Origin of the sequence: Oceanimonas sp. GK1, from assembly GCF_000243075.1 — a bacterium.
Lineage (GTDB): Bacteria > Pseudomonadota > Gammaproteobacteria > Enterobacterales > Aeromonadaceae > Oceanimonas.
On record NC_016745.1, the window covers coordinates 3,390,550 to 3,417,480 of the forward strand.

Annotated in this window: 22 protein-coding genes and 1 pseudogene; 11 read left to right on the forward strand and 12 right to left on the reverse strand. The window is 64.2% G+C overall.

Translation table 11 applies throughout. The features are described from left to right. The first annotated feature begins 19 nt into the window (after nt 1–19). The 4 genes from zapD (at nt 20) to GU3_RS15950 (ending at nt 3,689) form a co-directional block, all read left to right on the forward strand. Nucleotides 20–754, forward strand: coding sequence for a cell division protein ZapD (gene zapD / locus GU3_RS15935; protein ID WP_014293562.1), 735 nt, complete (start codon nt 20–22; stop codon nt 752–754). Further along, nucleotides 751–942 carry a DNA gyrase inhibitor YacG gene (yacG, locus tag GU3_RS15940; protein ID WP_014293563.1) on the forward strand — a complete coding sequence of 64 codons (192 nt, stop codon included), beginning with the start codon at nt 751–753 and terminating at the stop codon, nt 940–942. Before zapD ends, yacG begins: the two co-directional genes overlap by 4 nt. Beyond that, entirely contained in the window at nt 932–1,369 is a 438-nt protein-coding gene (gene mutT, locus GU3_RS15945) for an 8-oxo-dGTP diphosphatase MutT (RefSeq protein WP_014293564.1), read from the forward strand. The genes yacG and mutT overlap by 11 nt, the downstream gene beginning before the upstream one ends. Before the next feature lie 361 nt (nt 1,370–1,730). Then, a complete protein-coding gene (locus GU3_RS15950) occupies nt 1,731–3,689 on the forward strand; it encodes a methyl-accepting chemotaxis protein (protein ID WP_014293565.1) in 1,959 nt (652 codons plus the stop codon). Nucleotides 3,690–3,732: 43 nt separating this feature from the next. Here GU3_RS15950 and parC read toward each other — a convergent pair whose 3' ends face one another. The 6 genes from parC to nudF form a co-directional block, all read right to left on the reverse strand. Further along, nucleotides 3,733–5,985: a DNA topoisomerase IV subunit A gene (gene parC / locus GU3_RS15955; protein WP_014293566.1), complete on the reverse strand. Its 2,253-nt coding sequence runs from the start codon at nt 5,983–5,985 to the stop codon at nt 3,733–3,735. A 14-nt stretch (nt 5,986–5,999) separates the two neighbouring features. Continuing rightward, the gene (gene parE / locus GU3_RS15960; protein WP_014293567.1) at nt 6,000–7,895 is read right to left on the reverse strand and encodes a DNA topoisomerase IV subunit B; all 1,896 of its coding nucleotides are present in this window, start codon (nt 7,893–7,895) and stop codon (nt 6,000–6,002) included. Nucleotides 7,896–8,343: 448 nt separating this feature from the next. Beyond that, the gene (locus GU3_RS15965) at nt 8,344–8,916 is read right to left on the reverse strand and encodes a YqiA/YcfP family alpha/beta fold hydrolase (protein ID WP_041543359.1); all 573 of its coding nucleotides are present in this window, start codon (nt 8,914–8,916) and stop codon (nt 8,344–8,346) included. Beyond that, entirely contained in the window at nt 8,916–9,746 is an 831-nt protein-coding gene (gene cpdA, locus GU3_RS15970; protein ID WP_014293569.1) for a 3',5'-cyclic-AMP phosphodiesterase, read from the reverse strand. The genes GU3_RS15965 and cpdA overlap by 1 nt, the downstream gene beginning before the upstream one ends. An 8-nt stretch (nt 9,747–9,754) precedes the next feature. Further along, the gene (locus tag GU3_RS15975) at nt 9,755–10,123 is read right to left on the reverse strand and encodes a DUF1249 domain-containing protein (protein WP_237711202.1); all 369 of its coding nucleotides are present in this window, start codon (nt 10,121–10,123) and stop codon (nt 9,755–9,757) included. Nucleotides 10,124–10,225: 102 nt separating this feature from the next. Beyond that, the gene (gene nudF / locus GU3_RS15980) at nt 10,226–10,843 is read right to left on the reverse strand and encodes an ADP-ribose diphosphatase (RefSeq protein ID WP_014293571.1); all 618 of its coding nucleotides are present in this window, start codon (nt 10,841–10,843) and stop codon (nt 10,226–10,228) included. A 221-nt stretch (nt 10,844–11,064) separates the two neighbouring features. Here nudF and tolC point away from each other — a divergent pair, with 221 nt between their 5' ends. The 3 genes and pseudogenes from tolC to GU3_RS16000 all read left to right on the forward strand — a co-directional run bounded on the left by tolC (nt 11,065) and on the right by GU3_RS16000 (nt 14,186). Continuing rightward, nucleotides 11,065–12,372: an outer membrane channel protein TolC gene (gene tolC / locus GU3_RS15985; RefSeq protein ID WP_014293572.1), complete on the forward strand. Its 1,308-nt coding sequence runs from the start codon at nt 11,065–11,067 to the stop codon at nt 12,370–12,372. A 101-nt stretch (nt 12,373–12,473) separates the two neighbouring features. Continuing rightward, a pseudogene (locus GU3_RS15995) lies at nt 12,474–13,651 on the forward strand (IS3 family transposase). A gap of 64 nt (nt 13,652–13,715) precedes the next feature. Beyond that, nucleotides 13,716–14,186 (forward strand): FKBP-type peptidyl-prolyl cis-trans isomerase, encoded by a 471-nt coding sequence (locus GU3_RS16000; RefSeq protein ID WP_014293574.1) that lies wholly within the window; start codon nt 13,716–13,718, stop codon nt 14,184–14,186. Nucleotides 14,187–14,200: 14 nt separating this feature from the next. Here GU3_RS16000 and GU3_RS16005 read toward each other — a convergent pair whose 3' ends face one another. The 4 genes from GU3_RS16005 to GU3_RS16020 are packed head-to-tail and all read right to left on the reverse strand — an operon-like array spanning nt 14,201 to nt 18,165. Next, the gene (locus GU3_RS16005; RefSeq protein ID WP_014293575.1) at nt 14,201–15,214 is read right to left on the reverse strand and encodes an AbrB family transcriptional regulator; all 1,014 of its coding nucleotides are present in this window, start codon (nt 15,212–15,214) and stop codon (nt 14,201–14,203) included. Beyond that, complete coding sequence (locus tag GU3_RS16010) at nt 15,211–16,728, reverse strand: tripartite tricarboxylate transporter permease (RefSeq protein WP_014293576.1); 1,518 nt, start codon at nt 16,726–16,728, stop codon at nt 15,211–15,213. Before GU3_RS16010 ends, GU3_RS16005 begins: the two co-directional genes overlap by 4 nt. Before the next feature lie 4 nt (nt 16,729–16,732). Continuing rightward, nucleotides 16,733–17,167, reverse strand: a complete 435-nt coding sequence (locus tag GU3_RS16015; protein WP_014293577.1) for a tripartite tricarboxylate transporter TctB family protein — start codon at nt 17,165–17,167, stop codon at nt 16,733–16,735. Between the two features lie 11 nt (nt 17,168–17,178). After that, on the reverse strand, nt 17,179–18,165 hold the full coding sequence (locus GU3_RS16020) for a tripartite tricarboxylate transporter substrate binding protein (RefSeq protein WP_014293578.1): 987 nt from the start codon (nt 18,163–18,165) through the stop codon (nt 17,179–17,181). Nucleotides 18,166–18,318: 153 nt separating this feature from the next. Between GU3_RS16020 and GU3_RS16025 the strand changes: the two genes are divergently transcribed. From GU3_RS16025 to GU3_RS16035, 3 genes are read left to right on the forward strand one after another with little or no spacing between them, the layout of a single operon-like run. Then, entirely contained in the window at nt 18,319–19,002 is a 684-nt protein-coding gene (locus tag GU3_RS16025; protein ID WP_014293579.1) for a response regulator transcription factor, read from the forward strand. Beyond that, complete coding sequence (locus GU3_RS16030; RefSeq protein WP_014293580.1) at nt 18,999–20,402, forward strand: sensor histidine kinase; 1,404 nt, start codon at nt 18,999–19,001, stop codon at nt 20,400–20,402. Before GU3_RS16025 ends, GU3_RS16030 begins: the two co-directional genes overlap by 4 nt. After that, a complete protein-coding gene (locus tag GU3_RS16035; protein WP_014293581.1) occupies nt 20,399–21,442 on the forward strand; it encodes an ABC transporter substrate-binding protein in 1,044 nt (347 codons plus the stop codon). The genes GU3_RS16030 and GU3_RS16035 overlap by 4 nt, the downstream gene beginning before the upstream one ends. Before the next feature lie 62 nt (nt 21,443–21,504). Here GU3_RS16035 and hldE read toward each other — a convergent pair whose 3' ends face one another. Further along, nucleotides 21,505–22,929: a bifunctional D-glycero-beta-D-manno-heptose-7-phosphate kinase/D-glycero-beta-D-manno-heptose 1-phosphate adenylyltransferase HldE gene (gene hldE, locus GU3_RS16040; RefSeq protein ID WP_014293582.1), complete on the reverse strand. Its 1,425-nt coding sequence runs from the start codon at nt 22,927–22,929 to the stop codon at nt 21,505–21,507. 130 nt (nt 22,930–23,059) lie between these two features. Between hldE and lpxL the strand changes: the two genes are divergently transcribed. Continuing rightward, the gene (lpxL, locus tag GU3_RS16045) at nt 23,060–23,983 is read left to right on the forward strand and encodes an LpxL/LpxP family Kdo(2)-lipid IV(A) lauroyl/palmitoleoyl acyltransferase (RefSeq protein ID WP_014293583.1); all 924 of its coding nucleotides are present in this window, start codon (nt 23,060–23,062) and stop codon (nt 23,981–23,983) included. A 68-nt stretch (nt 23,984–24,051) separates the two neighbouring features. Here the strand turns inward: lpxL and glnE are convergent, their stop codons facing one another. Further along, nucleotides 24,052–26,925, reverse strand: coding sequence for a bifunctional [glutamate--ammonia ligase]-adenylyl-L-tyrosine phosphorylase/[glutamate--ammonia-ligase] adenylyltransferase (gene glnE / locus GU3_RS16050; protein WP_014293584.1), 2,874 nt, complete (start codon nt 26,923–26,925; stop codon nt 24,052–24,054). Nucleotides 26,926–26,931: the final 6 nt, after the last annotated feature.

Here is a 26,931-nt window from a genome sequence, read left to right on the forward strand (position 1 = left end):
ACCACAGGCCAAGCGTGTTATGTCATCACTGGTTTACGAATTTCCCCTTAACGAAAAGTGCCGCAACTACCTGCGGCTGAGCGAGCTGCTGCAACAAATTGAACAGTGCCGGGGCCTGACCGCCCCCGGCCAGGCCACCGCCCTGTTCAAGGCCCTGCTCGACGCCCTGGAGCTGCTGGAACGCTGCGATCTGCGCAGCGATCTGGCCAAGGATCTGGAACAGCAGAACAACAAGCTGGAAGCCTGGGCCCAGGTGCCGGGCGTGGACGCCGCCGCCCTGCAGCAATTCTCCCAAAAACTCGAGTCCATCAGCCAGCAACTGCCCCGCAGCGCCCGCCTGGGCCAGACCCTGCGCGACGACAGGCTGCTCTCGGCGGTGCGCAGCCGCTTTGCCATTCCCGGTGGTCTTTGCGCCTTTGACGTGCCCCAGCTGCACCATTGGCTACATCAGCCGGTTGAGCGCCAGCAGCAGGACTTGAACGCCTGGGTGGAGCAGCTCGGCCTGCTGCAACAGGGCCTGACCCTGCTACTGACCCTGTGGCGGGAAAGCGGCCAGTTTTCCCCCCAGCGGGCCAACGCCGGCTTTTTTCAGGACAGCGCCGAGCAGACCGAGATGATCCGGCTGCGACTGCCCACCGAACTGCCCGTTTACCCGGTGGTGAGCGGCAACAAGTACCGTTTTACCATTCGTTTTATGCCGGTAGGCAACACCGATATCGGCCACATCGACTTTGAACTGGCGAACATCAAATGAGCACCATCATGACCGTCCCCTGCCCCACCTGCGGCACGTCCGTGGAATGGGGCGAGCAAAGCCCCTTTCGTCCCTTTTGCAGCAAACGCTGCCAGTTGATCGATCTGGGTGAATGGGCCGACGAGGAAAAACGCATTCCCGGCGATCCCGCCTGGCTGCCGGAGCAGGATGGCGAAAATGAATATTGAAGGCAAAAAATCGGTACTGGTGGCGGTGGGCGTGATTGAGAACGCCACCGGCGAGATTTTTATCTGCCGCCGGGGCGAAAGCCAGCATCAGGCCTTCAAGTGGGAGTTTCCCGGCGGCAAGGTGGAAGTCGGCGAAACCGTGCCCCAGGCCCTGGCCCGGGAGCTGGAAGAAGAAATCGGCATCACGGTTACCGCCTGTGCGCCCTTTATGCGCATTGACCACGACTACGGCGACAAGCGCGTGACCCTGGACATTCGCAAGGTCACCGCCTTTACCGGCGAGCCCCACGGCCGTGAAGGCCAGCCCAGCCGCTGGGTACCGGTGAGCGAGCTGCACACGTACGAGTTTCCTGCCGCCAACCGCCCGATTGTGGAGCAGCTGCAGCCCGCGGGCGACAACCGCACACCAGCCGCCACTCCAGGCTAAGCCGGTGGTGTGGGCGGCCCCGACCAGGCCGCTGTTCAGGCCTTCCACGCCACCGATATTCTTCGGCGCCAACGTGTCGACGGCGCCATCCCCTTTCCCATTCGGCATCATCCGCCCGGGGCCAGCAGGCCAGCGAGCAGGGCAAGGCCGTGATGCTGGATACGGAAGCCAGCGTGCGGGCATTGAGCGACCAGCTGGGCCAGTCGGCCCGGCACGTTCGCCAGCTGGTGGATCAGTTCCGCAGCTGAGACGATTGGAAAAGCCGGGCTGTCGCAACAGGAACCGATAGCGACGCTATGGGGAAAGAGTGATGAGGCGCCTGGCGTGACCCTAACGCCTTCGCGAACCACCCGAGAGCCCCATGCGCATTCGATACAAACTGATCCTGGCCCTGCTGCTGACCACGCTGCTGCCCACGGCGCTGCTGTCCGCCTTTACCTTCCACCAGGCCCTCCAATCGGCGGAGCAGCGCTTTCTGGAGCAGGGCCTGGGGGAAATTCACCAACTGGACCAGGCCTTTGGCGCCTACTTCGAGCAGATTGGCCAAAACGTGGACTTTCTCGCCTCCTCCCCCCTGCTGGCCCGGGCTGACGACAGCCTGACCCGCTACCACCAGGGCCCGGCCCAACGCATGACGCCGGATCGCAATGGCGGCATCGAGGCCGAGATCTACCGGGAATTCGAGCGCTTCGCCGCCAGCCACCCCGGGCTGGCCTACGTCTACATGGGCACCCGGGACGGGGGCTATGTGCAATGGCCCCTGGGCGAGGTGACCGCCGGTTACGATCCCCGCCAGCGCCCCTGGTACCAGCGGGCCCAGGAGGCGCCCGGACAGGTGGTGCGCACTCAGGCCTATTACTGGGCGGCGGATGACAACACCATGATCGGGGTGGTGCGCAGCTTCAAAGACCGTAACGGCGAAGAATACGGCGTCATGGCGATGGACGTCTCCCTGAAGGCGCTGACCAACATGGCCAAACAGGCCCAGCTCGGAGAGCAGGGCTACCTGATGCTGGTCGAGGACGGCGGTACCGTGCTGGTGGACGCGGCCCGGCCTGAGCACAACTTCCGCCCCCTGGCCGAGCTGGAGGACGAAGCCTATGCCCGCCTGGCGGCCACGGACCAGGGCCAGCTTGAGCTGACACTCGGCGGTGAAGCTGTGCGGGCCTTGGTCTACCCCTCCCCTTTCCTCGGCTGGAAGTTTATCGCCCTGATGCCGGAGCGCGAGCTGCTGGCGCCGGCCCGGCACATGCTGTGGACCACCCTCGGCAGCACCGCCCTGGTGGTGCTGCTGGTGCTGCTGCTGGCCTGGTGGCTGTCCGGCCTGCTGGTCAAACCCATACTGGCGGTGAGCCAGGGGCTCAGGGACATCGCTCAGGGCGAAGGCGACCTCACCCGCCGGCTCGAGGTGCTCAGCCGGGACGAAACCGGCGAGTTGGCCCGCTGGTTCAATCAGTTTCTGGCCTCCATTCAGCAACTGGTGAATCGCATCAAGGACACCGCCCACCAGGTCAACGCCGTGTCGACCCTCGGGCGCGAGAACGCCACCGCCGTGGACACCGCCAGCGGTCATCAGTTGACGGAAGTGGAGCGCATGGTCACCGCCCTGACCGAAATGTCGGCTTCCGCCAACGAGGTGGCCCAGAGCTGTATCCGCTCGGCCGAGGCGGCCGCCCGGGGCCAGCAGGCCAGCGAGCAGGGCAAGGCCGTGATGCTGGATACGGAAGCCAGCGTGCGGGCACTGAGCGACCAGCTGGGTCAGTCGGCCCGGCACGTTCGCCAGCTGGAGGCGGAAAGCGCCCGCATCAATTCCATTCTGGAAGTGATCCGCGGCATCGCCGAGCAGACCAACCTGCTGGCGCTCAACGCCGCCATTGAGGCGGCCCGGGCCGGCGAACAGGGCCGGGGCTTCGCCGTCGTCGCCGACGAGGTACGCACCCTGGCCCAGCGCACCCAGGTGTCCACCGCCGAGATCGACCGCCTGCTGGCGGATCTCAACCAGCAGACCCGCCAGGCGGTGGACAACATGACCGCCAGCCAGCACCAGTCGGAGCAGACGGTGCAGCGTTCACGTCAGGCACGGGAGGCGTTCGACGCCATCAAGGCCTCGGTGGACGAGATCACCGACATGACCACCCAGATCGCCAGCGCCGCCGAGCAGCAGCACCTGGTGGCGGAGAGCTTCAACGCCCATATCGGCGCCATTCACGGGGCCGCCGGTGAGGTCAGCGAGGTGTCGACCCGGGTGGCCGAGCATGCCGGCCGCCAGGCCGCCCTGGCCGGCGAGCTGGGGCAGCTGGTGGATCAGTTCCGCAGCTGAAGCCGCCAACGAAAAAAGGCCGGAAATATCCGGCCTTGTGGGGTTACTCGGGGTGCTCCAGCTCCAGGCCATCCACCCGTTGCAGGCCTCTGGGCAGCAGGGCGCCGCGGCGGCCCCGCTCGCCCTGATAGTGAGCCAGATCGGCGGGCTTCAGGGTCAGCTTGCGCTTGCCGGCGTGCAGGGTCACGCTGGCCCCCTCCGGCACCACCGCCAGCTGCTTGATAAAGTCTTCCCGGGCCTGCACCTTGGCACCGGTAATGCCGATCAGCTTGTTGCCCTTGCCCTTGGCCAGCATCGGCAGGTCCTTCAGCGGGAACAGCAGCATGCGGCCCTCGTTGGTCACCACCAGGCACAGCTCGCTGTCCATTCGTGCCACCGGCACCGGCTTGAGCACCTCGCCGCCGGCGGGCACCGTCAGCAGCGCCTTGCCGTTTTTGTTGCGGCTAACCATGTCGCCGTAGCGGCAGACGAAGCCGTAACCGGCATCGGACGCCAGCAGGTAAAGCGCCTCTTCCTCGCCGGCCAGCACAAAGCGGGCCTGCTCCCCCGGGCTCAGGCTGCAGCGGCCGGTGAGCGGCTCGCCCTGGCCCCGGGCCGAGGGCAGGCTGTGGGCATCCAGGCCGTAGCCCCGGCCGGTATTCGACAGGAACACCGCCATCTGGTTGCTGCGCCCGGGCGCGGCGTCGAGAAAGCCGTCGCCGGCCTTGTAGCTGAGCGCGGCGCCGTCCACCTCCAGGCCCTTGGCGGCCCGGATCCAGCCTTTTTCCGACAGCACAATGGTGACCGGCTCGCTCGGGATCAGCTCTTTTTCACTTAAGGCTTTGGCCTCTTCCCGCTCCACCAGGGGGGAGCGACGATCGTCGCCATATTTCTCGGCGTCGGCCAGGATTTCCTTTTTCAGCAGGGTGCTGAGGCGACGCTCAGACCCCAGGATCTGGGCCAGCTTGTCCCGCTCGGCGGCCAGCTCGTCCTGCTCGCCGCGGATCTTCATTTCTTCCAGTTTCGCCAGGTGGCGCAGCTTCAGCTCGAGGATCGCCTCGGCCTGGGTGTCGGTCAGGCCAAAACGGGCCATCAGCACCGGCTTGGGCTCGTCCTCGGCTCGAATAATCTCAATGACTTCATCGATGTTAAGAAAGGCAATGAGCAAACCGGCCAGAATGTGCAGCCGGGCCTCGACCTTGTCGAGCCGGTACTGCAGCCGGTTGCGCACCGTCTCCCGGCGGAATTGCAGCCACTCGGTCAGAATGCGGTCCAGAGTCTTCACCTGGGGCCGGTTGTCCAGCCCCAGCATGTTGAGGTTGACCCGGTAGGTCTTCTCCAGATCCGTGCTGGCGAACAGGTGCTGCATCAGCTGCTCCACGTCCACCCGGTTGGAGCGGGGAATGATCACCAGCCGAGTCGGGTTTTCGTGATCCGACTCGTCCCGCAGATCCGCCACCATGGGCAGCTTCTTGGCCTGCATCTGGCCGGCGATCTGCTCAAGTATTTTGGCGCCACTGGCCTGGTGCGGCAGGGCGGTGATCACGATGTCGCCCTGCTCCAGCTGATAGACGGCGCGCATTCTGATGCTGCCTTTGCCGGTTTCGTAAATTTTCTGAATATCGGCCCTGGGGGTAATGATCTCGGCCTGAGTCGGGTAATCGGGCCCGGCCACATGGGCCATCAGCTCGCTTACCGTCGCCTTGGGATTATCCAGCAGGTGCACACAGGCGTTGGCCACTTCCCGCACGTTGTGGGGCGGAATGTCGGTGGCCATGCCCACGGCGATGCCGGTAACGCCGTTCAGCAGAATATGCGGCAACCGGGCCGGCAGCATGCGCGGCTCCTTCATGGTGCCGTCGAAGTTGGGGATCCACTCCACCGTGCCCTGGCCGAGTTCGCTCAGCAGCAGCTCGGAGAAGCGCGACAGCCGGGCCTCGGTGTAACGCATGGCGGCAAAGGATTTGGGATCGTCCGGCGCCCCCCAGTTGCCCTGGCCGTCCACCAGCGGGTAGCGGTAGGAGAAGGGCTGGGCCATCAGCACCATGGCCTCGTAACAGGCGGAGTCGCCGTGAGGGTGGTATTTACCCAGCACATCGCCCACGGTACGGGCCGACTTCTTGTGCTTGGACAGGGCCGACAGCCCCAGCTCGCTCATGGCGTAAATGATGCGGCGCTGTACCGGCTTCAAGCCGTCGCCGATGTGCGGCAGGGCCCGGTCCATGATCACGTACATGGAGTAGTTCAGGTAGGCCTGCTCGGTAAAGGTGTGCAGCGGCAGGCGCTCCACCCCTTCCATGGTAAAATCTTGATTCATATTGTTTTATATCCTCAGGCCAGGGGGTCGACCATGTTGCCCTTGGTTTCCAGCCATTCCCGGCGGTCGCCGGCGCGCTTTTTGGCCAGCAGCATGTCCATCAGCTTCTCGGTAGCCTCGGTGTCGTCCACGGTCAGCTGCACCAGCCGGCGGGTGTTGGGATCCAGGGTGGTTTCCCGCAACTGCTTGGGGTTCATCTCGCCCAGGCCCTTGAAGCGGGTCACCTGCACCTTGCCCTTTTTCTTCTCGGCGCGAATGCGCTCCAGCACGCCGTCCCGCTCGTCTTCATCGAGGGCGTAAAACACTTCCTTGCCCACGTCGATGCGATACAGGGGGGGCATGGCCACGAACACGTGCCCCGCCGCCACCAGGTGCTGAAAGTGGCGCACGAACAGGGCGCACAGCAGGGTGGCGATGTGCAGGCCGTCGGAGTCGGCGTCGGCGAGAATACACACCTTGCCGTAGCGCAGGCCGGACAGGTCATCCGAGTCCGGATCCAGGCCGATGGCCACCGAGATGTCGTGCACTTCCTGGGAGGCCAGCACCTGGCCGGACTCCACTTCCCAGGTATTCAGAATTTTCCCGCGCAGGGGCATGATGGCCTGGAATTCCCGATCCCGGGCCTGCTTGGCGCTGCCGCCGGCGGAGTCCCCTTCCACCAGGAACAGCTCGCCCTGCATGGGATCGGAACAGGCGCAGTCGGTCAGCTTGCCGGGCAGCGCCGGCCCTTGAGTCACCTTCTTGCGCACCACCTTCTTGGCCTGGCGCAGCCGGCGCTGGGCGCTGCTGATGCACAGCTCGGCCAGCTGTTCGGCCAGCTCGATATGCTGGTTCAGCCACAGGCTGAAGGCGTCCTTCACCACACCGGAGACAAATGCCGCACACTGGCGGGACGACAGTCGCTCCTTGGTCTGGCCGGCAAACTGGGGATCCTGCATCTTCACCGACAGAATGTAGGCGCAGCGCTCCCAGATGTCGTCCGGGGTCAGCTTGACGCCCCGGGGCAGCAGGTTGCGGAACTCACAGAACTCGCGCATGGCGTCGAGCAGCCCCTGACGCAGGCCGTTGACATGGGTGCCGCCCTGGGCGGTGGGGATCAGGTTAACGTAGCTCTCCCCCAGGGTCTCGCCTCCTTCCGGCAGCCAGCACAGGGCCCAGTCCGCCGCCGAATGCTCGGCGGCAAAGCTACCGGTAAAGGGCGTTTCCGGCAGGCAGGGGTACTCCTTGACCGCTTCCACCAGATAGTCCTTGAGGCCGTCTTCGTAACACCATTCCAGCGTCTCGCCGTTGGCCTTGTCGTCGAAACGAATGGTCAGCCCCGGGCACAGTACCGCCTTGGCCCGCAGCAGGTGCTTGAGCCGGGTGGCGGAGAATTTGGGGGAGTCGAAATAGCTGGCATCGGGCCAGAACCGCACTCGGGTGCCGGTGTTGCGCTGGCCGCAGGTGCCGGTGACGGTGAGTTCGCTTACCTTGTTGCCATGCTCAAAGGCCATCTCGAACACCTGGCCGCCCCGGCGCACGGTCACGTCCACCCGGCTGCTCAAGGCGTTGACCACGGAAATGCCCACCCCGTGCAGGCCGCCGGAGAACTGGTAGTTCTTGTTGGAGAACTTGCCGCCAGCGTGCAGCTTGGTGAAGATCAGCTCCACCCCGGAGATGCCCTCTTCCGGGTGAATGTCCACCGGCATGCCGCGGCCATCGTCGATCACCTCAAGGGACTGATCCTCGTGCAGTATCACCTCCACCTTGCGGGCGTGACCGGCCAGGGCCTCGTCCACGCTGTTGTCGATGACTTCCTGACCAAGGTGGTTGGGGCGCGTGGTGTCCGTATACATGCCGGGGCGACGCCGCACCGGCTCTAGGCCATTGAGCACCTCAATGGCGTCGGCAGTATATTGACTCGATGTCATGTTGACCTTCGGTAAGCTGGGGTTATCGGCGGATCTTACTACTCGCAGCCCAATGCGGGAAGAAGGAAGCAAAACAGCCGGAAACAGGGTGCATGCGGAAACGGTGCGATATGAAGCATCAGCGGGGTTACCTGCGCCGACACGCTTCAGGCCCTTCCATGGGACGCTCGGCACATGCCCTCCCTGGCATGTGACGGTCGGCTTCACAATCCCCACTGCTGCTTCAGTCAACTCCGGAGCTGCCAATGAAGGCTGTCAGGCGACTCGGTGATGAGCCCGGAGGGCAAAGGGTGTCTGCTTCGCCGTGCCCTTCGCGCCAAGGATGGCGCGACGGAGCGTACAGGGAGGTATTCACAGCGTGCCTTCGAGCCGTGCGCTTTGCCCGACGAAATTGCACGGCCAGACAGACGATATGCATTCCCACGCGGAGCGTGGGAACGAGAGCGGATTACAGTTGCAGAAAGCGGATGATCTGGGCGCAGTAGTGCTGAAAGCCGATAAAGGAGTGGTCGCCGCCTTTTTGAATGCAGACCCGGGCGAAGCGGTAGTAATCGAGGGCTTCCCGGTAGTCCAGCACTTCATCCTCCTGCTGTTGCAGCAACCAGATACGATCAAGGCAGCTCGGCGCATTCACCCTGAGCTCGGCCAGCTCCGCCATGTGCTGCCGGTCAAGGGTATAGCGCTCGTGGGTGTAGGGGTTTTCCTGCTCTCCCAGCCAGTCGGCCAGCAGAATATGAGGATTGACCGCCGGGTTCACCACCACGGCGCGCACGCCGTAGTGCTCCGCCACCCGGGTGGCCCAGAAGCCGCCGAGAGACGAGCCGACCACGCCAAAGGGGGCACTCAGTCGGTCACAAATGGACGCAATCTGGGCCCAGGCCGCCGCCGGGGTGGCCGCCAGCTGGGGGCACACCAGCTCGATATCGGGCCGGTGCCGGGCCAGGTGCTCGCGCATCAGCCGGGCCTTGATGGAGTTGGGAGACGAATTGAAACCGTGCAGGTAAAGCAGGGTCGCCATGATTAATATCCCCTGGCGCTGAAGTCGGGCACAAAGGCATTTGGCGGCAGCCGCCAGACCCGGGTACTGAGCCGGCCATCCGGGTACAGCGACAGCTGACGCCAGCCCGGAGCGGTGTGATCCAGGGCAAACTCGTCAGACAACGGCTTGAACTGAATACAGGTGGAGGGGCTCGCCAGGTAGCGGATGCCGCCCCGGACCTCATCAAAGCCCTGATGCACATGGCCGCACAACACCACGCGGTTGGCCCGGTGACGGGCCAGCCGGGCACCGAGCTCATCGGCATTGCGCAGGTTGTGCTGATCCAGCCAGGCACAGCCCACCGGTACCGCCTGGTGATGCACGGCCACCAGCAGATGATGGTTGGGGTAGCGGTCAATGGCCGTGTCCAGCAACGCCAGCTGATCGTCACTCAGCCGGCCATGGGTATGGCCCCGCGCCTGGGTGTCGAGCAGCAGCACCTGCCAGTGCTCGCCCAGCAGGTGCTTGGCCTGGCCGATGCCGGCGGCGTCCAGCTCCGCCTGCATCAGCGGCGCTTCGTCGTGATTACCGGGCAGCCAGAATACCGGCGGGGTGAGCTCGGCCATCATGCCGACGAAGTGGCGGTAGGATTCGGCACTCTGATCCTGGGACAGATCCCCGGTGGCCAGTATGGCATGGCAGCCGGCCAGCTCTTCTTTCATGGCATCCACCACCGCCCGGCAACTGTGCCAGGTCGCCACCCCGAGCAGCTCACCGTCGCGATCGGCAAACAGATGGGTGTCGGTGATCTGGGAAAGCTCAAGTACGCCGTTGCCGGCCCGGGGGCCGAGGGGAAGGGTGGAAAGCGTCATTGCCTCGCTCAAAGCTGTTTGACCGTGCTGAATCCGTGTTGCAGGCAACATCTCAGCCATTCGGCGAGAAAGAAGTTGACCTGTTCCTTTTCGTTACGGTGATGCATGTTTTTGTTGGGATAATCATAACTTGGCTGCAGGGTGGAAATCTGCTGACTGGCACACACTTCGGCCATTCTGACATCATGATACAGCCGCACCCGCACTTTCATGCGCATAAACACCGGCAGGCCCGGGGTACACTGCTCTATCGACACATGCCAGGTATAGGGCGCCGTTTCCAGCACCCTGAGCACAAACAGCACTCGCTCGCTGATCCCCACCGACAGACTCTCGCCCGCCTGCGCCTCGCCGGGCAGCAGTTTCATCAGTGCCATGTAGTTGGTGTCGCAGGTACGCTGCAACCCCTTGAGATCCGGCACATGTTTGCGGGTAGTGAACGCCAAATTATTCTCCTCGTCTTGCTTTGCCGGCCAGGCCTATTGCCAGAGTCCGGCCTCACGCTTCAGCGCCAGCCATTGCAGGGCGATCACGCTGGCGGCGTTATCTATTCTACCATCCTCAAGCCATTGCATCGCCTGCTCTCTGGGCAGGCGATGCACGCGAATGTCTTCCCCTTCGTCGGCAAGACCCGCGTGAGTCGCGGCCTGAGAGGCATCCACCTCCCCCACAAAGACGGTGATCCGCTCGCTGCAGCCACCGGGGCTGGAAAAGTAGCCCAGCGCCCGGGTCAGCCGGCCCAGGGTGAGGCCGGCTTCTTCCTCCGCCTCCCGGCGTACCACGGCTTCTTCCGACTCGCCGGGCTCGACAATACCCGCCACGATTTCCAGCAGCCAGGGCGAGTCGTGATGATGAATGGCACCGACGCGAAACTGCTCCACCAGCACCACTTCGTCGCGCACCGGATCATAGGGCAGCACCGCCGCCGCATGGCCCCGGTCAAACAACTCCCGGGTAAGCGTTGGGCTCCAGCCGCCGGCAAACAGGCGGTGGCGCAGGCGCACCTTCAGCAAACGGAAAAAACCCTGGTAGCCGGTTTCCTCGGCCACAATCTGCATATCCTGTCGCCCCAGGCGGGCGCCCTTGTTATTGTTCATGGTTGCTCCTTGCTTGACATTCCGGTGGCAAAATCTAGACTGAAGCCCTTAATGAATGAACGTTCATTCTCTTGCCGTATCTTGCCTGTATTCGCGGTGCACTCAGGCGGCCGTCAGCCGCGGCAAACAGGGCTCATGTTACCGTTATACTGAACAGACGAAAACCGACTGCCTGCTTGGGCACGGCGATCATGGCATCATCCGTTATACAAGGCCAACCCATGAAAAAAACACTGTTGTCGACCCTGGTGCTACTGTGCACGGCAGGCCAGGCCCAGGCCGAAAACCTGCTGGAAATTTATCAGCAGGCCACGCAAAACGATCCTCAGGTGCGCGAGGCCAAGGCCCGCCGCGACGCCGCCTTTGAGCGGATCAACGAATCCCGCGCACCGCTGCTGCCCCAGGTGGATCTGAGCGCCGGCGCCAACTATATCCAGAGCAGCCAGACCGACTCCACCGTCACCAACGCCGGTGTCAACCTGAGCCAGGCCCTGTACCGCAAGTCGAGCTGGGTCAATCTGGACATCACCGAAAAGCAGGCAGCCCAGAGTGAAGTAACCTACAAGCAGGTGCAGCAGGCACTGATCGTGCGCGCCACCCAGGCCTATTTCAACGTGCTCAACGCCGAAGACACCCTGAGTTTTGTGCAGGCCAACAAAGAAGCGGTCAGCCGCCAGCTGGAGCAGACCAAGCAGCGCTTTGAGGTGGGCCTGAGTGCCATGACCGACGTGCACGAGGCCCAGGCCCAGTATGACCAGGCCCTGGCCGATGAAATTCTGGCCCGCAATGCCCTCGACAACAGCAAGGAAGCCCTGCGCGAGCTCACCGGCATCAGCTACGAGCAACTTGCTCCGCTCAATACCGACAGCTTCAGCCCCCAGGCGCCGGCCATGCGCGCCGACGGCTGGCTGGAGATTGCCCTCGAGCAGAACCTGGAGCTGCACGGCCAGCGCATTGCCAAGGACATTGCCAACGAGCAGATTGACCTGGAACAGACCGGCCATCTGCCGACCCTGGATCTGAATGCGGGTCTGAACAGCCGCCGCACCGATTTCAGTGGTACCCCCAGCGGTACCAATAACGTCCGCGACAATACCCTGAACGAAGGCAGCATTGGCGTGGCCTTTAACCTGCCGCTGTATTCCGGCGGCGCCACCCGCTCCCGGGTCAGCCAGGCCAGTTACAACTATGTGGCGGCCAGCGAGTTGCTGGAAAGAAGTTTCCGCTCGGTACAAAGCAGCGTCTACTCCTCCTACAACGACGTGACCGCCGCCATTGGCTCCATTCGTGCCTTTGAGCAGCTGGTGATCTCGGCCCAGAGCGCCCTCAGCGCCACCGAAGCCGGCTACGAAGTGGGCACCCGCACCATAGTGGACGTGCTCAATGCCACCCGCCAGCTGTACGATGCCCGGCAACAGCTGGCCTCCGCCCGCTACAACTACATCATCAGCCAGCTGCAGCTCAAGCAGGCCGCCGGCAACCTCACCGAGCAGGATCTGATCGATATCAATAACGGTCTGCAACGGTAACGTGAGACGTGAGACGTGAGACGTGAGACATTAATCGTGAAACGTCCAGCGTCTGGACTGGCCCGAAAAAAGTAGACACCTTCATTTAATGAGAAGGTGTTATGAAGTACAAACCCCACCGTCACTTTAGCGATGCATTCAAACGTGAGGCCGTCGAGGCCTCGCTATCCACCACAGAGACACAAGCTCAGCTTGCTGGCAGACTCGGGATCCATCCTAACCAATTGAGTCGCTGGCGCAGAGAGTGGATCATGACCAAGAAATCATCTGACAAAGCAGTTGAAAACACCGGACCAGAAAAAAGCCTGCAGGAGCTGGAGCGCGAGGTGGCTCGGCTGAAGAAGCAGCTTGAGCGGAAAGAGCTGGAGAACGAAATCCTAAAAAAGGCACAAGAGTACTTCGCCAAGCACGGCAAGTAAGGTTTGCCTTTATCGAGGCTCACCGAAGTCAACGCTGGCGGGTCTCGATAATGTGTGAAGTACTCGATGTGTCACGAGCGGGATATTATCGCTGGCGAGCACGTCAGCACTCGCCGGGAGCGCGTACCATCGAGCGACGGACGCTGAGCACCTTCCTGCTCGAGCGAGCCAGGCAACTGAAGAATGTGCCGGGTTATCGCAAGATGTGGCTGGAAGCACGGGATGCCGGGTTCTGCTGCGGCAAGAACCAGGTTCAGGGCTTGCTGAAAGACGCTGGTTATCGTTCATGCACGGCTCCTAAAGCAGGATATCAAAAGCCAGCATCATCCTTGCCTGTGTTGCCGAATCTGCTGAATCGCCAGTTCTCGGTGGGGTCAGCGAACCGAGTTTGGGTATCAGATATCACCCAAATCCGGTGCAGTGAAGGCTGACTCTACATTGCTGCAGTCCTGGACCTGGGCACACGCCGCGTGGTGGGCCGAGCCATGGGTGCGATCAATAGCGCTCAGCTGGTGCTGGAGGCCCTTGAGCAGGCATGGCAACATCAGCTGCCAGATGGGACACAGCTGTTGTTCCACTCGGACCAGGGGAGTCAGTATCGGAGCGAAGAGGTGATGAGATGGCTCAATACACGGGGAATCACCATCAGCATGTCACGCCGAGGTAACTGCTGGGATAACGCCTGTTCGGAAAGCTTCTTCGCGCTGCTCAAGAAGGAATGGATACATCCATTAGGAATGCTCGGAAGAGACGAAATGGCAGATGAAGTCCGGTATTATACGGACGAGTATTACCCGAAAGTGCGGCGCCACATGGCGCTGGGAGGAATAACTCCCAATGCCTACGCAGCTGCCGCTTAACTTAAGTGTCTACTTTATCGGGGCCACTCCAGTCCAACAACATTAATACAAGGAACTTGACGTGTTGAAAATCATTCTGGGAGTCATGCTGGTGGCACTGGTGGTGCTGTTTATTTACCGCGCTCAGGGCAACAAGCAGGCGGCGGCCGCCAACATTCAGGCGGGAGACGCCTTTCTGGCCGACAACAGGGAAAAGGACGGGGTAGAAACCACCGCCTCCGGCCTGCAGTACCAGGTGCTGCAGCCAGGCACCGGCACCGTTCACCCCAAGGCCAGTGACAAGGTGACCGTGCACTACCATGGCACCCTGCTGGATGGCACCGTGTTCGACAGCTCGGTCAATCGCGGCGAGACCATCCAGTTTGGCCTCAACCAGGTGATCAAGGGCTGGACCGAGGGCTTGCAACTGATGGTGGAAGGCGAGAAGACCCGCTTCTTTATTCCCGCCAACCTGGCCTACGGCAACCGCGCCGTGGGCAGCATCCCGCCGGGATCTGTGCTGATCTTTGAGGTGGAACTGTTCAAGATCAACTGATTGCACGCAACGATTTATGCGCCGGGCTGATGTACGCCCGCCCGGCGCATCAGCCAGCCGGCGGTCATGCCCAGCAGCACAATGCGCAGCACATGGTGGAAAATCACCCAGGATGGTTCCAGGCCGGTGACCAGCGCCAGATAGATCATCGCCTCCACCGCTCCCGGCGCATAGGCGAGCCACACCTGAAACACCGGCAATTCCAGCCACCAGGCCACCAGCCCCGCCCACAGCAGCGACACCAGCGAGCTCGACAGGCTGACCAGCAGACCCGCTACCAGCAGGCCGGCCATTTCCCGCGCCGGCAAGGGGCGCAAGCGGCTGCCCACCAGGGCCCCCAGCAACACCATGCTCACCGGAATCAACCCCGCCACCGGCAGCGCCGGCTCCCCCAGCCAGGCGGCACCGGCACCGGCCACCAAGACCCCGGCCAGAATATGGCTGGCGGGCACCCTGAGCCGGGCCAGCAACTGGCCCCCAGCCCAGGCCAGCGCCACCAGCGCCAGGGTGGCGGGTGCCGACAGGCTCAGGCTGGCCGGCGTCGGCGCCAGCGGCACCCATTCCAGCACCATGACGGCACTGACGGTGCTCACCAGGGCGATGACCCGCACCGTTTGCGACAGGATCACGCGAATGGGATTGTCCAGTTTAGTGGCCAGTGCCGCCATCACCGACAGCGCCCCGGGCGAGGCGCCCATGGCCGCCTCCTGGCGGGACCAGCCCAGCCGGTGCAACAGGTATTGCCCCAGCGGAATTTGCGTCGCCAGACACAGCAACAGCCCCGCCACGCTGATCGTCAGCGAAGCGAGGCCGGGCAAATTCAGCTCCAGGCGAAGCCCTACGGCCACCCCCAGACAGGCCTGAATGAGCGGTAACAGCCGACGGGGCAGCGCCACTTCCAGCCCCAGCATGGTGGCCCCGGCCACCAGCAGCATGGCCCCCAGCAGCCAGTCGGACGGAAAGCCGGCCCAGTGGGCCAGCCCTCCTCCTGCCGCGCCCAGCAGGGCCGTGCGCAGCCAGACCGTCATGCTTCGGCAGCGGCCTGTTTCTGCCGGGCCGCCCGGCGGCGCCGGCTCAGCAGCAGCGGCAACACCAGCACCAGCACACTCAGGCTCCACAGGGTCAGGGTGACGCCGTTGCCGAACAGTATGCCCCAGTCACCGGCACTGATGGACAGGGCCCGGCGCAGGTTGTCTTCCAGCACCTCGCCCAGCACCAGGCCGAGGATCACCGGCGCCAGGGAGAAGCCCAGCTTGCGCAGCAAAAACCCGAACACCCCCAGCAGTATCATGAAGAACAGATCAAAGCTGGCACCGTGAATGGAGTAGATGCCCACGAAGGTCAGCATCACGATCACCGGTACCAGGTAGGCCTGACGCACACTGAGCATGCGCACAAAGATGCCGACCAGGGGCAGGTTCATCACCAGCAGGGCAATGTTGCCCACAAACATGGAGGCAATCAGGCCCCAGGCGATGTCCGGCTTCTGGCTGAACAACAGCGGCCCCGGGGTCACATCAAACAGCAGCAGGGCGCCCAGCAGAATGGCGGTGGTGCCGGAGCCGGGGATCCCTAAGGTCAGCATGGGCACCATAGATCCCACCGCCGCCGCGTTGTTGGCCGCCTCCGGGGCCGCCAGGCCGCGCACGTCGCCGTTGCCGAACTCGTTGTGCTCGCCGGCCATGCGTTTTTCGGTGCCGTAGGCCACGGCACTGGCCACGGAGGCGCCGGTGCCCGGCAGCACACCGATCACAAAGCCGACCAAGGTGGAGCGCAGCACCGTCCAGCGTACCGCCACCAGATCCGCCGCCTTGACGAAGGATTTGCTGACCTTTTCCAGCCGGCCGCCACCGCCGTAGTGATGCTCTACCAGCAGCAGGATCTCGCTGATGGCGAACATGCCGATCACCACCACCAGAAAGTCGATGCCGTCAAACAGGCTGGTCAGGCCAAAGGTGAAACGCAGCACGCCGGTGCCGGAGTCTACCCCCACCGTGGCCATGGCCAGGCCGATCAGCGCCCCGATCACGGTTTTCACCGGGCGCGCGCCCACCATGGAGGCCAGGCAGCACAGGGCGAACACCATCAGCGCCACAAACTCGGCGGGGCCAAAGGTCACCGCCAGCCGGGTCAGCAGCGGGGTAAAGATCACCAGCAGCACCAGCGCCCCCATGGAGCCGGCAAAGGACGACACCGCCGACAGCGCCAGCGCCCGGCCGCCTTCGCCCCGCCTGGCCATGGGATGGCCGTCCAGGGTGGTCATGATGGCACCGGCGTCACCGGGCACGTTCAGCAGAATGCTGGAAATACGGCCGCCGTACTCGGCGCCATAGTAGACACCGGCCAGCAAAATAATGGCCGAGGCCGGCTCCAGGCCCATGGAATAGGCCAGGGGCAGCAAAATGGCGATGCCGTTGATGGGGCCGATGCCCGGCAGGGCGCCCATCAGGGTGCCGAAAAAGCAGCCGGCGAGCACCAGCCCCAGGTTCATGGGGGTCAGGGCCACGGCAAAACCGCTGGCCAGGGTAGATAACACATCCATGCAGTTAACCTCCAAACACCGTGCCCACGGGCACATTCAGTTCCAGCAGCCAGCTCAGCAGCAGGTGCCCCACCCCGCCCAGGGCGGCGGAATAGAGCAGCGCCCGGCCCCAGTCCAGACCAAACAGGCGGGCAAACAGGGTGCCCACCAGCCAGGTGGACAGCACCAGGCCCAGCCATTCAAAGCTCCAGGCATAGGCCAGCAGCAACAACACCACCAGAACGTGGCGCAGGAACAGGCCTCCGGTATAGGCCTGCTTGAGCCGGTCTGGCCTGATCGCCAGCCACAGGGCAGTAGCGAACAGCAGCACCGCCAGGATCAGGGGAATGGCCTTGGGCCCCACGGGCTCATATTGAAAGGGCACATCCAGTTGCCAGGCGGCGGCCCCCAGGGCCACCGCCAGCACCATCAGCGCCAGGGAAAAACAGCGATCCGCCATGACGCCACCTCTTATTTGAGCAGTCCCATTTCACGGGACAAGGTCTGGAACTTCTCGACTTCGGCCTTGACGTAGGCCTCGTATTCATCACCAGCCATGGACAGGGGGAACAGGCCCTGATTGTCCCGCACCTGGGTAAAGGCGTCGCTCTGGTAGAGGGCGTTAAACTGCTGCACCCAGTAGCCGTAGGCCTCGTCGGATGCGTCCGGCGCCATGTAGAAGCCACGCATGATGGGCCATTCCAGGTCAAAGCCCTGCTCGCCGGCGGTGGGAATGCCGGCAAAGTCGCCGTCCAGCCGCTCGGGGGCCATCACCGCCAGCACCCGCACAATGCCCGCGTCCAGCTGTCCCTTGATCTCGGACATGTCGCCCGGATACACCTGAATGTGGTTGCCGAGCACCGCGGCCATGGCATCGCCACCCCCTTCGTAGGCCACGTAACGCATGGTGCGCGGATCCAGCCCCAGGCTGCGGTAGAAAAAGGCGGCCTTCATCCAGTCCTGGCTGCCCACGGTGCCGCCGGCACCGAACACCAGCTTGCCCGGGTTGGTCCTGAGATCCGCCGCCAGCTCTTCCAGGCTTTGCCAGGGGGCGTCGGCCTTGACGATGATGGCACCATAATCGGTACCGACCGCGCCCAGCCAGCGGGCGTCCTCCACATCCAGATCCCGGCCAAACTTGTGCAGGGCCAGGTTCAGGGAAGAGCCGGAACTGAAGGCGACCACGGCGTTGTTGTCTGCCCGGCGGTTACTGTTCATGTGGGTATAGGCCACGGCGCCCACACCACCCGGCATAAAGGTGACCCGCATCGGCTCCTGCAGCAGGCCGGACTTGTCGAGACTGCTGGTCAGAATGCGGCAAGTCAAGTCAAAGCCGCCGCCCGGCTTGGCCGGGGCAATGCACTCGGGCTTGTCGGGGGCAAAGCCGGCGCTGGCGGTACCGGTCATCATCAGCAGGCCGGCGCCCAGCAGCGCCTGGGTCAGGGAATGCAGCTTCATAACAGTTCTCCTTGATTGGGGTTCCATGGCACACTTCGGCCACTTGAAGCCAGGCCCTTGTTCCTCATGGAGATGTTAACAAGGGCGTTACAATTGCCTATGCTAACGGCGCAAGCTGTCACCAGGCTGTCATCAAGGAACTGAGCTCAACACATGCGCATTCTTGTGATCGAAGACACGGTCGTCCTGGGCGAAGCCATTGCCGAGCGACTGCAGAAACTGGGCCACGGCACCGATCTGATTGGCAACGGCCGCCAGGCCGCCGACTGGCTGCGCCACCAGCAGGTGGATTTGATCATTCTCGATCTCAACCTGCCGGGCCTCGGCGGCGACGCCCTGCTGGCGGAGCTGCGCCAGCGCAAAAACCCCACGCCGGTGCTCATCCTCACCGCCCGGGACGGCATTGACGATCGCATCAAGCTGCTGGATCTCGGCGCCGACGATTACCTGGCCAAGCCCTTTGACTTTGGCGAGCTGGAAGCCCGGGTGCGGGCCCTGCTGCGCCGCCGCCAGGGCTACGCCTCGGACGTGAGCGAGCACGGCAACCTGGTGTTCAACCGCACCGCCAAGACGGTCACCATCAAGGGGGAACCCTGCGGACTGGTGAACCGGGAGTTCCGGCTGCTGGAGATCTTTCTCGGCGCCCTGGAGCGGGTGATGAGCAAGGAAGAGCTCACCGACCGGCTGTTCAACGCCGATGAAACCCCCTCCGCCAATGCCATTGAGCTGTACGTGGCCCGGCTGCGCAAAAAGCTGGCCGGCAGTTCGGTACACATTCAGACCCTGCGTGGCCTGGGCTATGTGGCCCATGTGCAGGCAGAGGAAAAGGACACATGACCACGCCGGGCCGGCTGCGCCACCCGGCTCTGCGCCGGCGGCTGCTGGCCCTGAGCGGCATCGTGCTGGCCGCCCTGGCGCTGCTGGCACTGGTGCTGATGCAGGGTTACGCCCGCCGGACCGCCGATCGCAGCTACGACATGATGCTGGGCAGCGCCGTCCTGCAACTGGGCCAGTCGGTGCGCCACTCCAGCCGGGGCTTTGCCGTGGATCTGCCGGTGGCGGCCTTTGCCACCCTGGCCCAGGCCCCGAATGACCGGGTGTTTTACCGCATTAGCGTGAACGGCGAAGTGCTCACCGGCTATGGGGATCTGCCCGCCCCGCCGCCCCGTGCGGCCACGGCCCGGACCCTGACCCAACCTGGGCCGGATTTTTTCAACGCCGCCTACCGGGGCGAGCCCATTCGCGTGGCCCGGCTGGTACGGCTCAACACCGAGCGCCTGCCCCAGGACGAAATTGTGATTGAGCTGGCCCAGACCCGGCTGGCCCGCAACGCCATGGCCGAGGCCATGCTGCACCCGGCGCTGGAGCTGATGCTGGCGGTGCTGGCGGCGGCTCTGGGGCTGCTGTGGCTGGGCATCTATTACGCCTTTCGGCCGTTCACCATGCTGGCCCGGGCCCTGGCCCGGCGCTCCCCCAAAGATCTGACGCCGCTGGCGTTACCGGTGCCGAAAGAAACCCTGCCCCTGCTCGATACCATCAACCACTTTATCGCCCGTCAGCAGGCGCTGCTGGAGCGGGTGGAGTCCTATACCTCGGTGGCCGCCCACCAGTTGCGCACGCCCCTGGCCAGCCTGCGGGCCCTGTGTGAAAACGCCCGGGACGAAACCGACGACACCCGCCGGCAGCAGTTGCTGGCGCAACTGGTCGAGCAGTGCGACCAGCTGTCTCTGACGGTGCGCCATCTGCTCAACCAGGCCATGCTGGATCACCGCTTTCACAGCCGCGAGCCGGAGCCGGTGGCCCTCAACGACCTCACCCGCCGCGTGTGCCTGGAGCTGGCGGTGCAGGCCCTGCGCCGCGGCGTGGAGCTGGCCTTTGAGCCGGCCCCGGCAGAGCAGCATATTCAGGGCGATGCCTTTGCCCTGACCCAGATGCTCAACAACCTGATTGAAAATGCCGTGGCCCACAGCCCTGAAGGCGGCCTGGTGGAGATCCGCGTGCTCGCCGGCGGCGGCATTTGCATTCGCGATCAGGGGCCGGGCATTCCCGCTCATGAGAAGGACAGGGTGTTCGAGCGTTTTTACCGGGGCACCGCCAGCCGCCATCATGGCAGCGGCATGGGCATGGCCATCGCCCGGGATGTGGCCGAGCACCACCACGCCCGCATTCACCTTGCCGACAATGTCCCTCACGGCCTGGTGGTAGAGATTCGTTTTGAACCGGAGGTGTCGCCATGAACTGGTGCTACGGGTGCCTGGCCCTGCTCTGCCTGTTTTCGGCCGTACAGGCTGAAGAAACGATACAACTGCCGGCACAGGAGGGCGAGCAACCGCCGCTGGTGATCTACAGCGCCACCGACTACAACCACATGGCGCCCCTGCTGCACGCCTTTCAGCAACGCCACCCCACCGTGGCCATTCGCTTTGTGGATGCCAACTCCCAGCAGCTGTACCAGCGAGTGCTGGAAGAAGGCGAAGCCTCGCCGGCGGATCTGCTCTTGAGCTCGGCCATGGATCTGCAACTGAAGCTGGTCAACGATGGCCATGCCCGGGTCTGGCGGTCGGCGCGTACCAACGCCCTGCCTGCCAATATTCACTGGCGCCACGAACTGTTTGCGGTCACCGTGGAGCCGGTACTGATGGTATTCAACCGCCAGCTGCTGGGCGACCATGCCCTGCCCCAAAGCCGCCAGGAACTGCTGGCCCTGCTGCGCCGGGATCCGGAGCGGTTTCGCGGCCGTATTCATACCTACGACATTACCCAGAGCGGCGTGGGCTACCTGCTGGCCACCCAGGACAGCCTGCAAGGAGAAAGCTACGGCCGGCTGCTGGAAGCCTTTGGCGGCCTGTCGGTGCACCTGAGTGAAAGCAGTAACCAGATGCTGGCCGAGCTCGCCGCCGGCCGGGCCGTGCTGGGCTACAACCTGCTGGGCTCCTACGTGGCCGCCGCCCTGGAGAAACACCCGCAACTGGTGGCGGTGGCGCCCCGGGACTACAGCCTGATATTAATGCGCCTGGCCCTGATCCCCCGTCATGCCCGCCAGCCGGCGCTGGCGGGGGAGCTGCTCGACTTTATGCTCTCTCCCGCCGGCCAGGCGGCGCTGGCCGAGGGGGGCCTGCTGCCCCTGCTGGCCCCGAATGCCGGCGAACCCCGGCTGACCGTGCAGCCGCAAGGCCCGGTGACCCCCATTCCCCTCACGCCGGCGCTGCTGCCGGCGCTGGATCCCCTCGATCAGCAGGGCTTTGTACGCACCTGGATAGACTCGCTGGCGCCCTGAGCCACACCCGGGCACAAAAATGCCGGCGCAAAGCCGGCATGGGTCTCATCAGACGGGCCCCCTCAGCGGGTGCGAATGGCTTCGATAATGGCGGTGGTGGAGCAGCCGTCCTCAAAGTTCAGCACGGTGACCTCGCCGCCGTTGGCGGTCACTTCGGCATAGCCAGCAATGTCTTCGGGCTGGTAGTCACCGCCCTTGACCAGAATGTCCGGCAGCACCCCGGCGATCAGCCGCTGGGGCGTGTCTTCGGCAAAGGGCACCACCCAGTCCACCGCGCCCAGGGCGGCCAGCACCGCCATGCGGCGATCCACGGTATTCACCGGCCGACCTTCGCCTTTGAGCGCCCGCACCGATTCGTCGGTGTTCACCGCCACGATCAGCCGGTCGCCCAGCTTGCGGGCGTTGTTGAGGTAGGACACGTGGCCGGCGTGCAGAATGTCGAAACAGCCGTTGGTCATCACGATTTTCTCGCCACGGCGGCGGGCCGCTTCCACCACGTACTTCAGTTGCTGCTCGCTCACCACCCCCATGCCCGACTCGGGGCCACCATAGAGGGCGTTGGCCAGCTCAATGGCAGACACGGTGGAGGTGCCCAGCTTGCCGACCACAATGCCGGCGGCCACGTTGGCCAGGGCGCAGGCTTCTTCCAATGCCAGGCCAGCGGCCAGGCTGGTGGCCAGGGTGGCGATGACGGTGTCGCCGGCGCCGGTCACGTCATACACCTCGTGGGCCCGGGCCGGCAGGTGCAGCTCGTCATCTTCCCGGCGGATCAGGGTCATGCCGTGCTCGGATCGGGTAACCAGCAGCGCCTGCAGTTCAAAGCGCTCCACCAGCTCCCGGCCCCGGGTCACCAGCTCCTGCTCGTCCTTCACCTTGCCCACCACCGCCTCGAACTCGCTCATGTTGGGGGTGAGCAGGGTGGCACCGCGGTATTTTTCAAACTCGGTGCCCTTGGGATCCACCAGCACCGGCACCCCGGCCTGGTTGGCGGCCTGGATCAGCTCCTGCACCTGGGACAGGGCGCCCTTGGCATAATCCGACAACACCACCACCCCGGCGTCGGCAAGCGCAGCGCGCGTGCGCTCGGTCAGGGGCGCGGCGTCGGCGGCGTCAAAGCCGTTTTCAAAGTCGAGCCGCAGCAGTTGCTGGTTGCGGCTCATCACCCTGAGCTTGGTAATGGTGGGATGGGTGGCATGGCGCACAAAATCGCACGCCACCCCCACCGCCTGCATGCGCTCCTGCAGGGCGTTGGCGGCCTCGTCGTCGCCGGTCAGGCCCAGCAGGCGGGCGCCGGCCCCCAGGGCGGCGGCGTTCAACGCCACGTTGGCGGCGCCGCCCGGACGTTCTTCATTGTGCTCAACCTTGACCACAGGCACCGGGGCCTCGGGGGAGATGCGTCCGGTTGGGCCCGACCAGTAACGGTCCAGCATCACATCCCCGACCACCAGCACCCTGGCGCCATCAAATTCCGGCAGCTTGATCTTCATAGGTTCCGACTCTTTGACACATGGAAAGGCCGAATAATATCACAGCCCCGGCCGACTGGGGGGGCGCGGGTGGTCATTGGTGCCCGAGTTCTTTAAAATCCGGCCATTCCCCTTTGACTGGCGTTGTTACATGCAAGACCACCGGCTTCCCCCTTTTCGTGCGGCCCTGCTGCACCCGCGCTTCTGGCCCGCCTGGCTGGGACTGGGTTCGCTCTGGCTGCTGGTGACCCTGCTGCCCTGGCGCGCCCAGATGGCCCTGGGCCGGGCCCTGGGCCGGCTGTCGATGAGGCTGCTGACCTCCCGGGTGAAGGTGGCCCGGCGCAACCTGGAGCTGGCCCTGCCGGAGCGAGAAGAAAGGGAACGCGAGCGGCTGCTGAAGGCCAATTTTGACAGCGTGGGCTGCGCCGTATTCGAGACCGGCATGGCCTGGTTCTGGCCCCACTGGCGCATGAGCGCCCTGACCACCATGGAAGGCACCGAGCACGTGGACGCGGCGGTGGCCAAAGGCCAGGGCATGCTGCTGCTGTCGGCGCACTTTCTCACCCTGGAGCTGAATGCCCGCCAGTTTGGTTTGTACCGCCCCGGGGTGGGCGTGTACCGGCCCAACACCAATGCGGTGCTGGAATACGCCCAGGTGCACGGCCGCTGCCGCTCCAACAAGTATCTGGTGGACCGGCTCGACATCAAGGGCATGCTCAAGGCCCTGCGTGCCGGCGATGCGCTCTGGTACGCGCCGGATCACGACTACGGCCGCCACGCCAGTGTGTTTGTGCCCTTTTTTGCGGTGGACAAGGCCGCCACCATCACCGGCACCGCCACCCTGGCCCGGGTGAAAAACACCGTGACCCTGCCTTGCTTTACCCTGCGTGAAAAAAACGGCTACCGGCTGGTGATCCAGGCGCCGCTGGAGAATTTTCCCGTCGGCGATGACGAAGCCGACGCCATCACCGGCAACGCCGTGATCGAGGCCGCCATTCGCCGCGCCCCGGAGCAGTACATGTGGCTGCACCGGCGCTTCAAGACCACCCCGGAAGGAGTGCCTTACCGGTACTAATGTCGTGAGGTGTCAGGCGTGAGGGGTGAGGTGCTCCGCAGTTGGTGTTTCTCCTCTCCCTTCACCCTTCACTCCTCACTGGCTTGCAGCCACGTGTTCCAGCTTGCCACCACCCACTCCCGCTCCTGAGTGAGCTCGCTGTCGGGCACCCGGCCGGGTTGATCCGAGAGACTCAGGCGATGGCCCCGGTCACGGATGGCGCAGTAGGCCCGGCGCAGGCGCAGGGATTCCTCTTCCTCGAGCAAGCCCACCTCCACCGCGGTTTCCAGAATACGCATGTTGTCGGACCAGCGGGTCAGCTCCGGGTGCCGCTCGCTATAGGCCAGCACCAGGTACTGGGTCAGGAACTCGATGTCGGCCAGTCCCCCTGCCGACTGCTTGAGGTGAAACTCCCCCGGGCCGGCCTTGATCAGGTGCTCTCGCATCTTTTCGCGCATGGCCACCACCTCTTTGGCCAGCTCGTCGCGGTCGCGGGCCTTGCTCAGCACCCCGGCGCGAATGCAGGCAAACTCATCAAACAAGGCCGGCTCCCCCACGATCAGGCGGCTGCGCACCAGGGCCTGGTGCTCCCAGGTCCAGGCGTCCTTCTCCAGATAATGGCCGTAGGCATCGAGGGGGCTCACCATCAGCCCGGCGTTGCCACTGGGGCGCAGGCGCATGTCCAGCTCGTAAAGCACGCCGCTGGCGGTACGGGTGCTGAACAGGTGAATGATACGCTGGGCCAGGCGCAGGTAGAACTGGCGGCTGTCGAGGGGCTTGTCACCATTGGTCTGGCCGGTGATGCCACTTTGGTGCACAAACACCAGATCCAGATCCGAGCTGTAGGCCAGCTCAATGCCCCCCAGCTTGCCGTAGGCCACCACCCCAAAGCCCTTGTTGCCGCTGTCCGCCAGCAGGCCCGGCACTCCGTGGCGGGCGCTGATCTGGGCCCAGGCCTGGTTGACCACCTCCTCGACGATGGCTTCCGCCAGCCAGGTGAGGTGGTCACTCACTTTCATCAGTGGCAGGGCGCCGGCAATGTCGGCGGCGGCGATGCGCAGCAGCTGAATTTGCTTGAACTGGCGCAGGGCCTCCATCTGCTGCTCCACATCCTCTTCCGGCACCCGCAGCAGAAACTGGCGCAGCTCGTCCTTGTAGGCGTCCAGCGGAATGGGGTTGTACAGCACCTGGGGCACCAGCAGCTCGTCCAGCAGAATGGGAAAACGCGCCAGCTGCTCTGCCACCAGGGAGCTGGCCTCGCACAGGCGAATCAGCTGAGTCAGGGCGCCGGCGTTTTCCACCAGTAGTTGCAGGTAGGCGGTGCGGGTGGCAATTTGCAGCAGCAATTTCTGCAGCCGGGCAAACAAAATGCCGGGAGTGTCGGACTGGCTGACCTTTTCCAGCAGCACCGGCATCAGTTTTTCCAGCGCCTGCCGCCCCTGGGGGCCCATGGCCCGGCGCGGACACTCTTCCTTGAAGGTGTTTAACGCGCCGGCCAGCCGCGCCGCCTTGTCCGCCGCCATGCCCTGCTCCTGCAACAGGGCCGCCAGTTCGCCTTGCTCTTCCCAGTCGGTCTGCCAGATATCGGACCAGATCTGGGCCACGCCTTCGTCTTCCACCTCGGTGCTGTCGCCAATCAGCAGCTCGAACTGGCGGTGCACCCGGCTCATGGCGGTATGCAGGGTGGCGCAAAAGGCGTCCCAGCTGTCGTGGCCGGTCAGCCAGGCCAGCCGCGCCTGGTTGAGCTCATCCTGAGGCAGGGTCTGGGTCTGCTGATCCGCAAAGGCCTGCAGGTAGTTTTCCACCTTGCGTAAAAAGCGGTAGCTGGCGTGCAACTGGGCGGTCACATCTTTTTCAAGGGCGCCCGCCTCACTGGCCGCCGCCAGGGCCTCGGGCAGGTGGCGTACCTGCAGCGCCGGCTCCCGGCCGCCGCGAATAAGCTGGAACACCTGGGCGATAAATTCCACCTCGCGAATGCCACCGGCCCCCAGCTTGATGTTGTCCTTCAGACCCTTGCGGCGCACCTCGGCGGCGATCATCGCCTTCATCTGGCGCAGGGAGTCGATCACCCCGAAGTCGATGTAGCGGCGAAACACAAAGGGCTTGAGCATGGCGCGCAGCTCGGCGGTGTATTCGCCCTCGTCGTTGAGAATGCGCGCCTTGACCATGGCGTAACGCTCCCAGGTACGGCCATGGTGCTGGTAATAGTCTTCCATGGCGGTAAAGCTCACCGCCAGTGGCCCCGACTCGCCAAAGGGCCGCAGCCGCATGTCCACCCGGTAGACCTGGCCGTCGATGGTGGTCTGGTTGAGGGCGTTGACCAGCTTTTGCCCGAGACGGATAAAAAACTGCTGGTTGGCCAGTTCCCGCCGTCCGCCTTGCGTCACGCCGTTGTGGGGAAAGGTAAAAATCAAATCGATGTCGGAGGAAAAGTTGAGCTCGCCGCCCCCCAGCTTGCCCATGCCGAGGATCAGCATGGGCACGGCGTTGCCCTCGGCATCGGTGGGGGTGCCCAGTTCGGCACACTGGCGCCGGTACAGCCAGCGATAACTTTCCACGATCAGGGCATCGGCCAGGGCCGAGATATGCACAAAGCTCTCTTCCACCTCGGCGCCCAGCAACATTTCCCGCCAGGCGATGAGCAGCAGCTCCCGCCGCCGGTACTGGCGCAGCACCCGCATCAGGGTGGGTTCGTCGTTCACCCCGGCCAGCAGCGCCGCCAGCTCGGGCTGATAGCGCCCGGCGCGCTCGGCATTAAACAGATCCCGCTCATTTTCCAGCTCCAGCGCCAGCTCGGGCTGACGGCACAGGCTGTCGGCGGCAAAATCGCTGCAGGCAAACAGCGCCTTGAGCCCGGCCGTGCGGTCGGCGTCGAGCCGGGGCAGCACGTCGGCGGCGCGTTCGGCAAAATGGGCCCAGTGTTTGTCGGCCTGGGCGGCGAGCGGGGCGGGCAATGCTGACATTGGCAA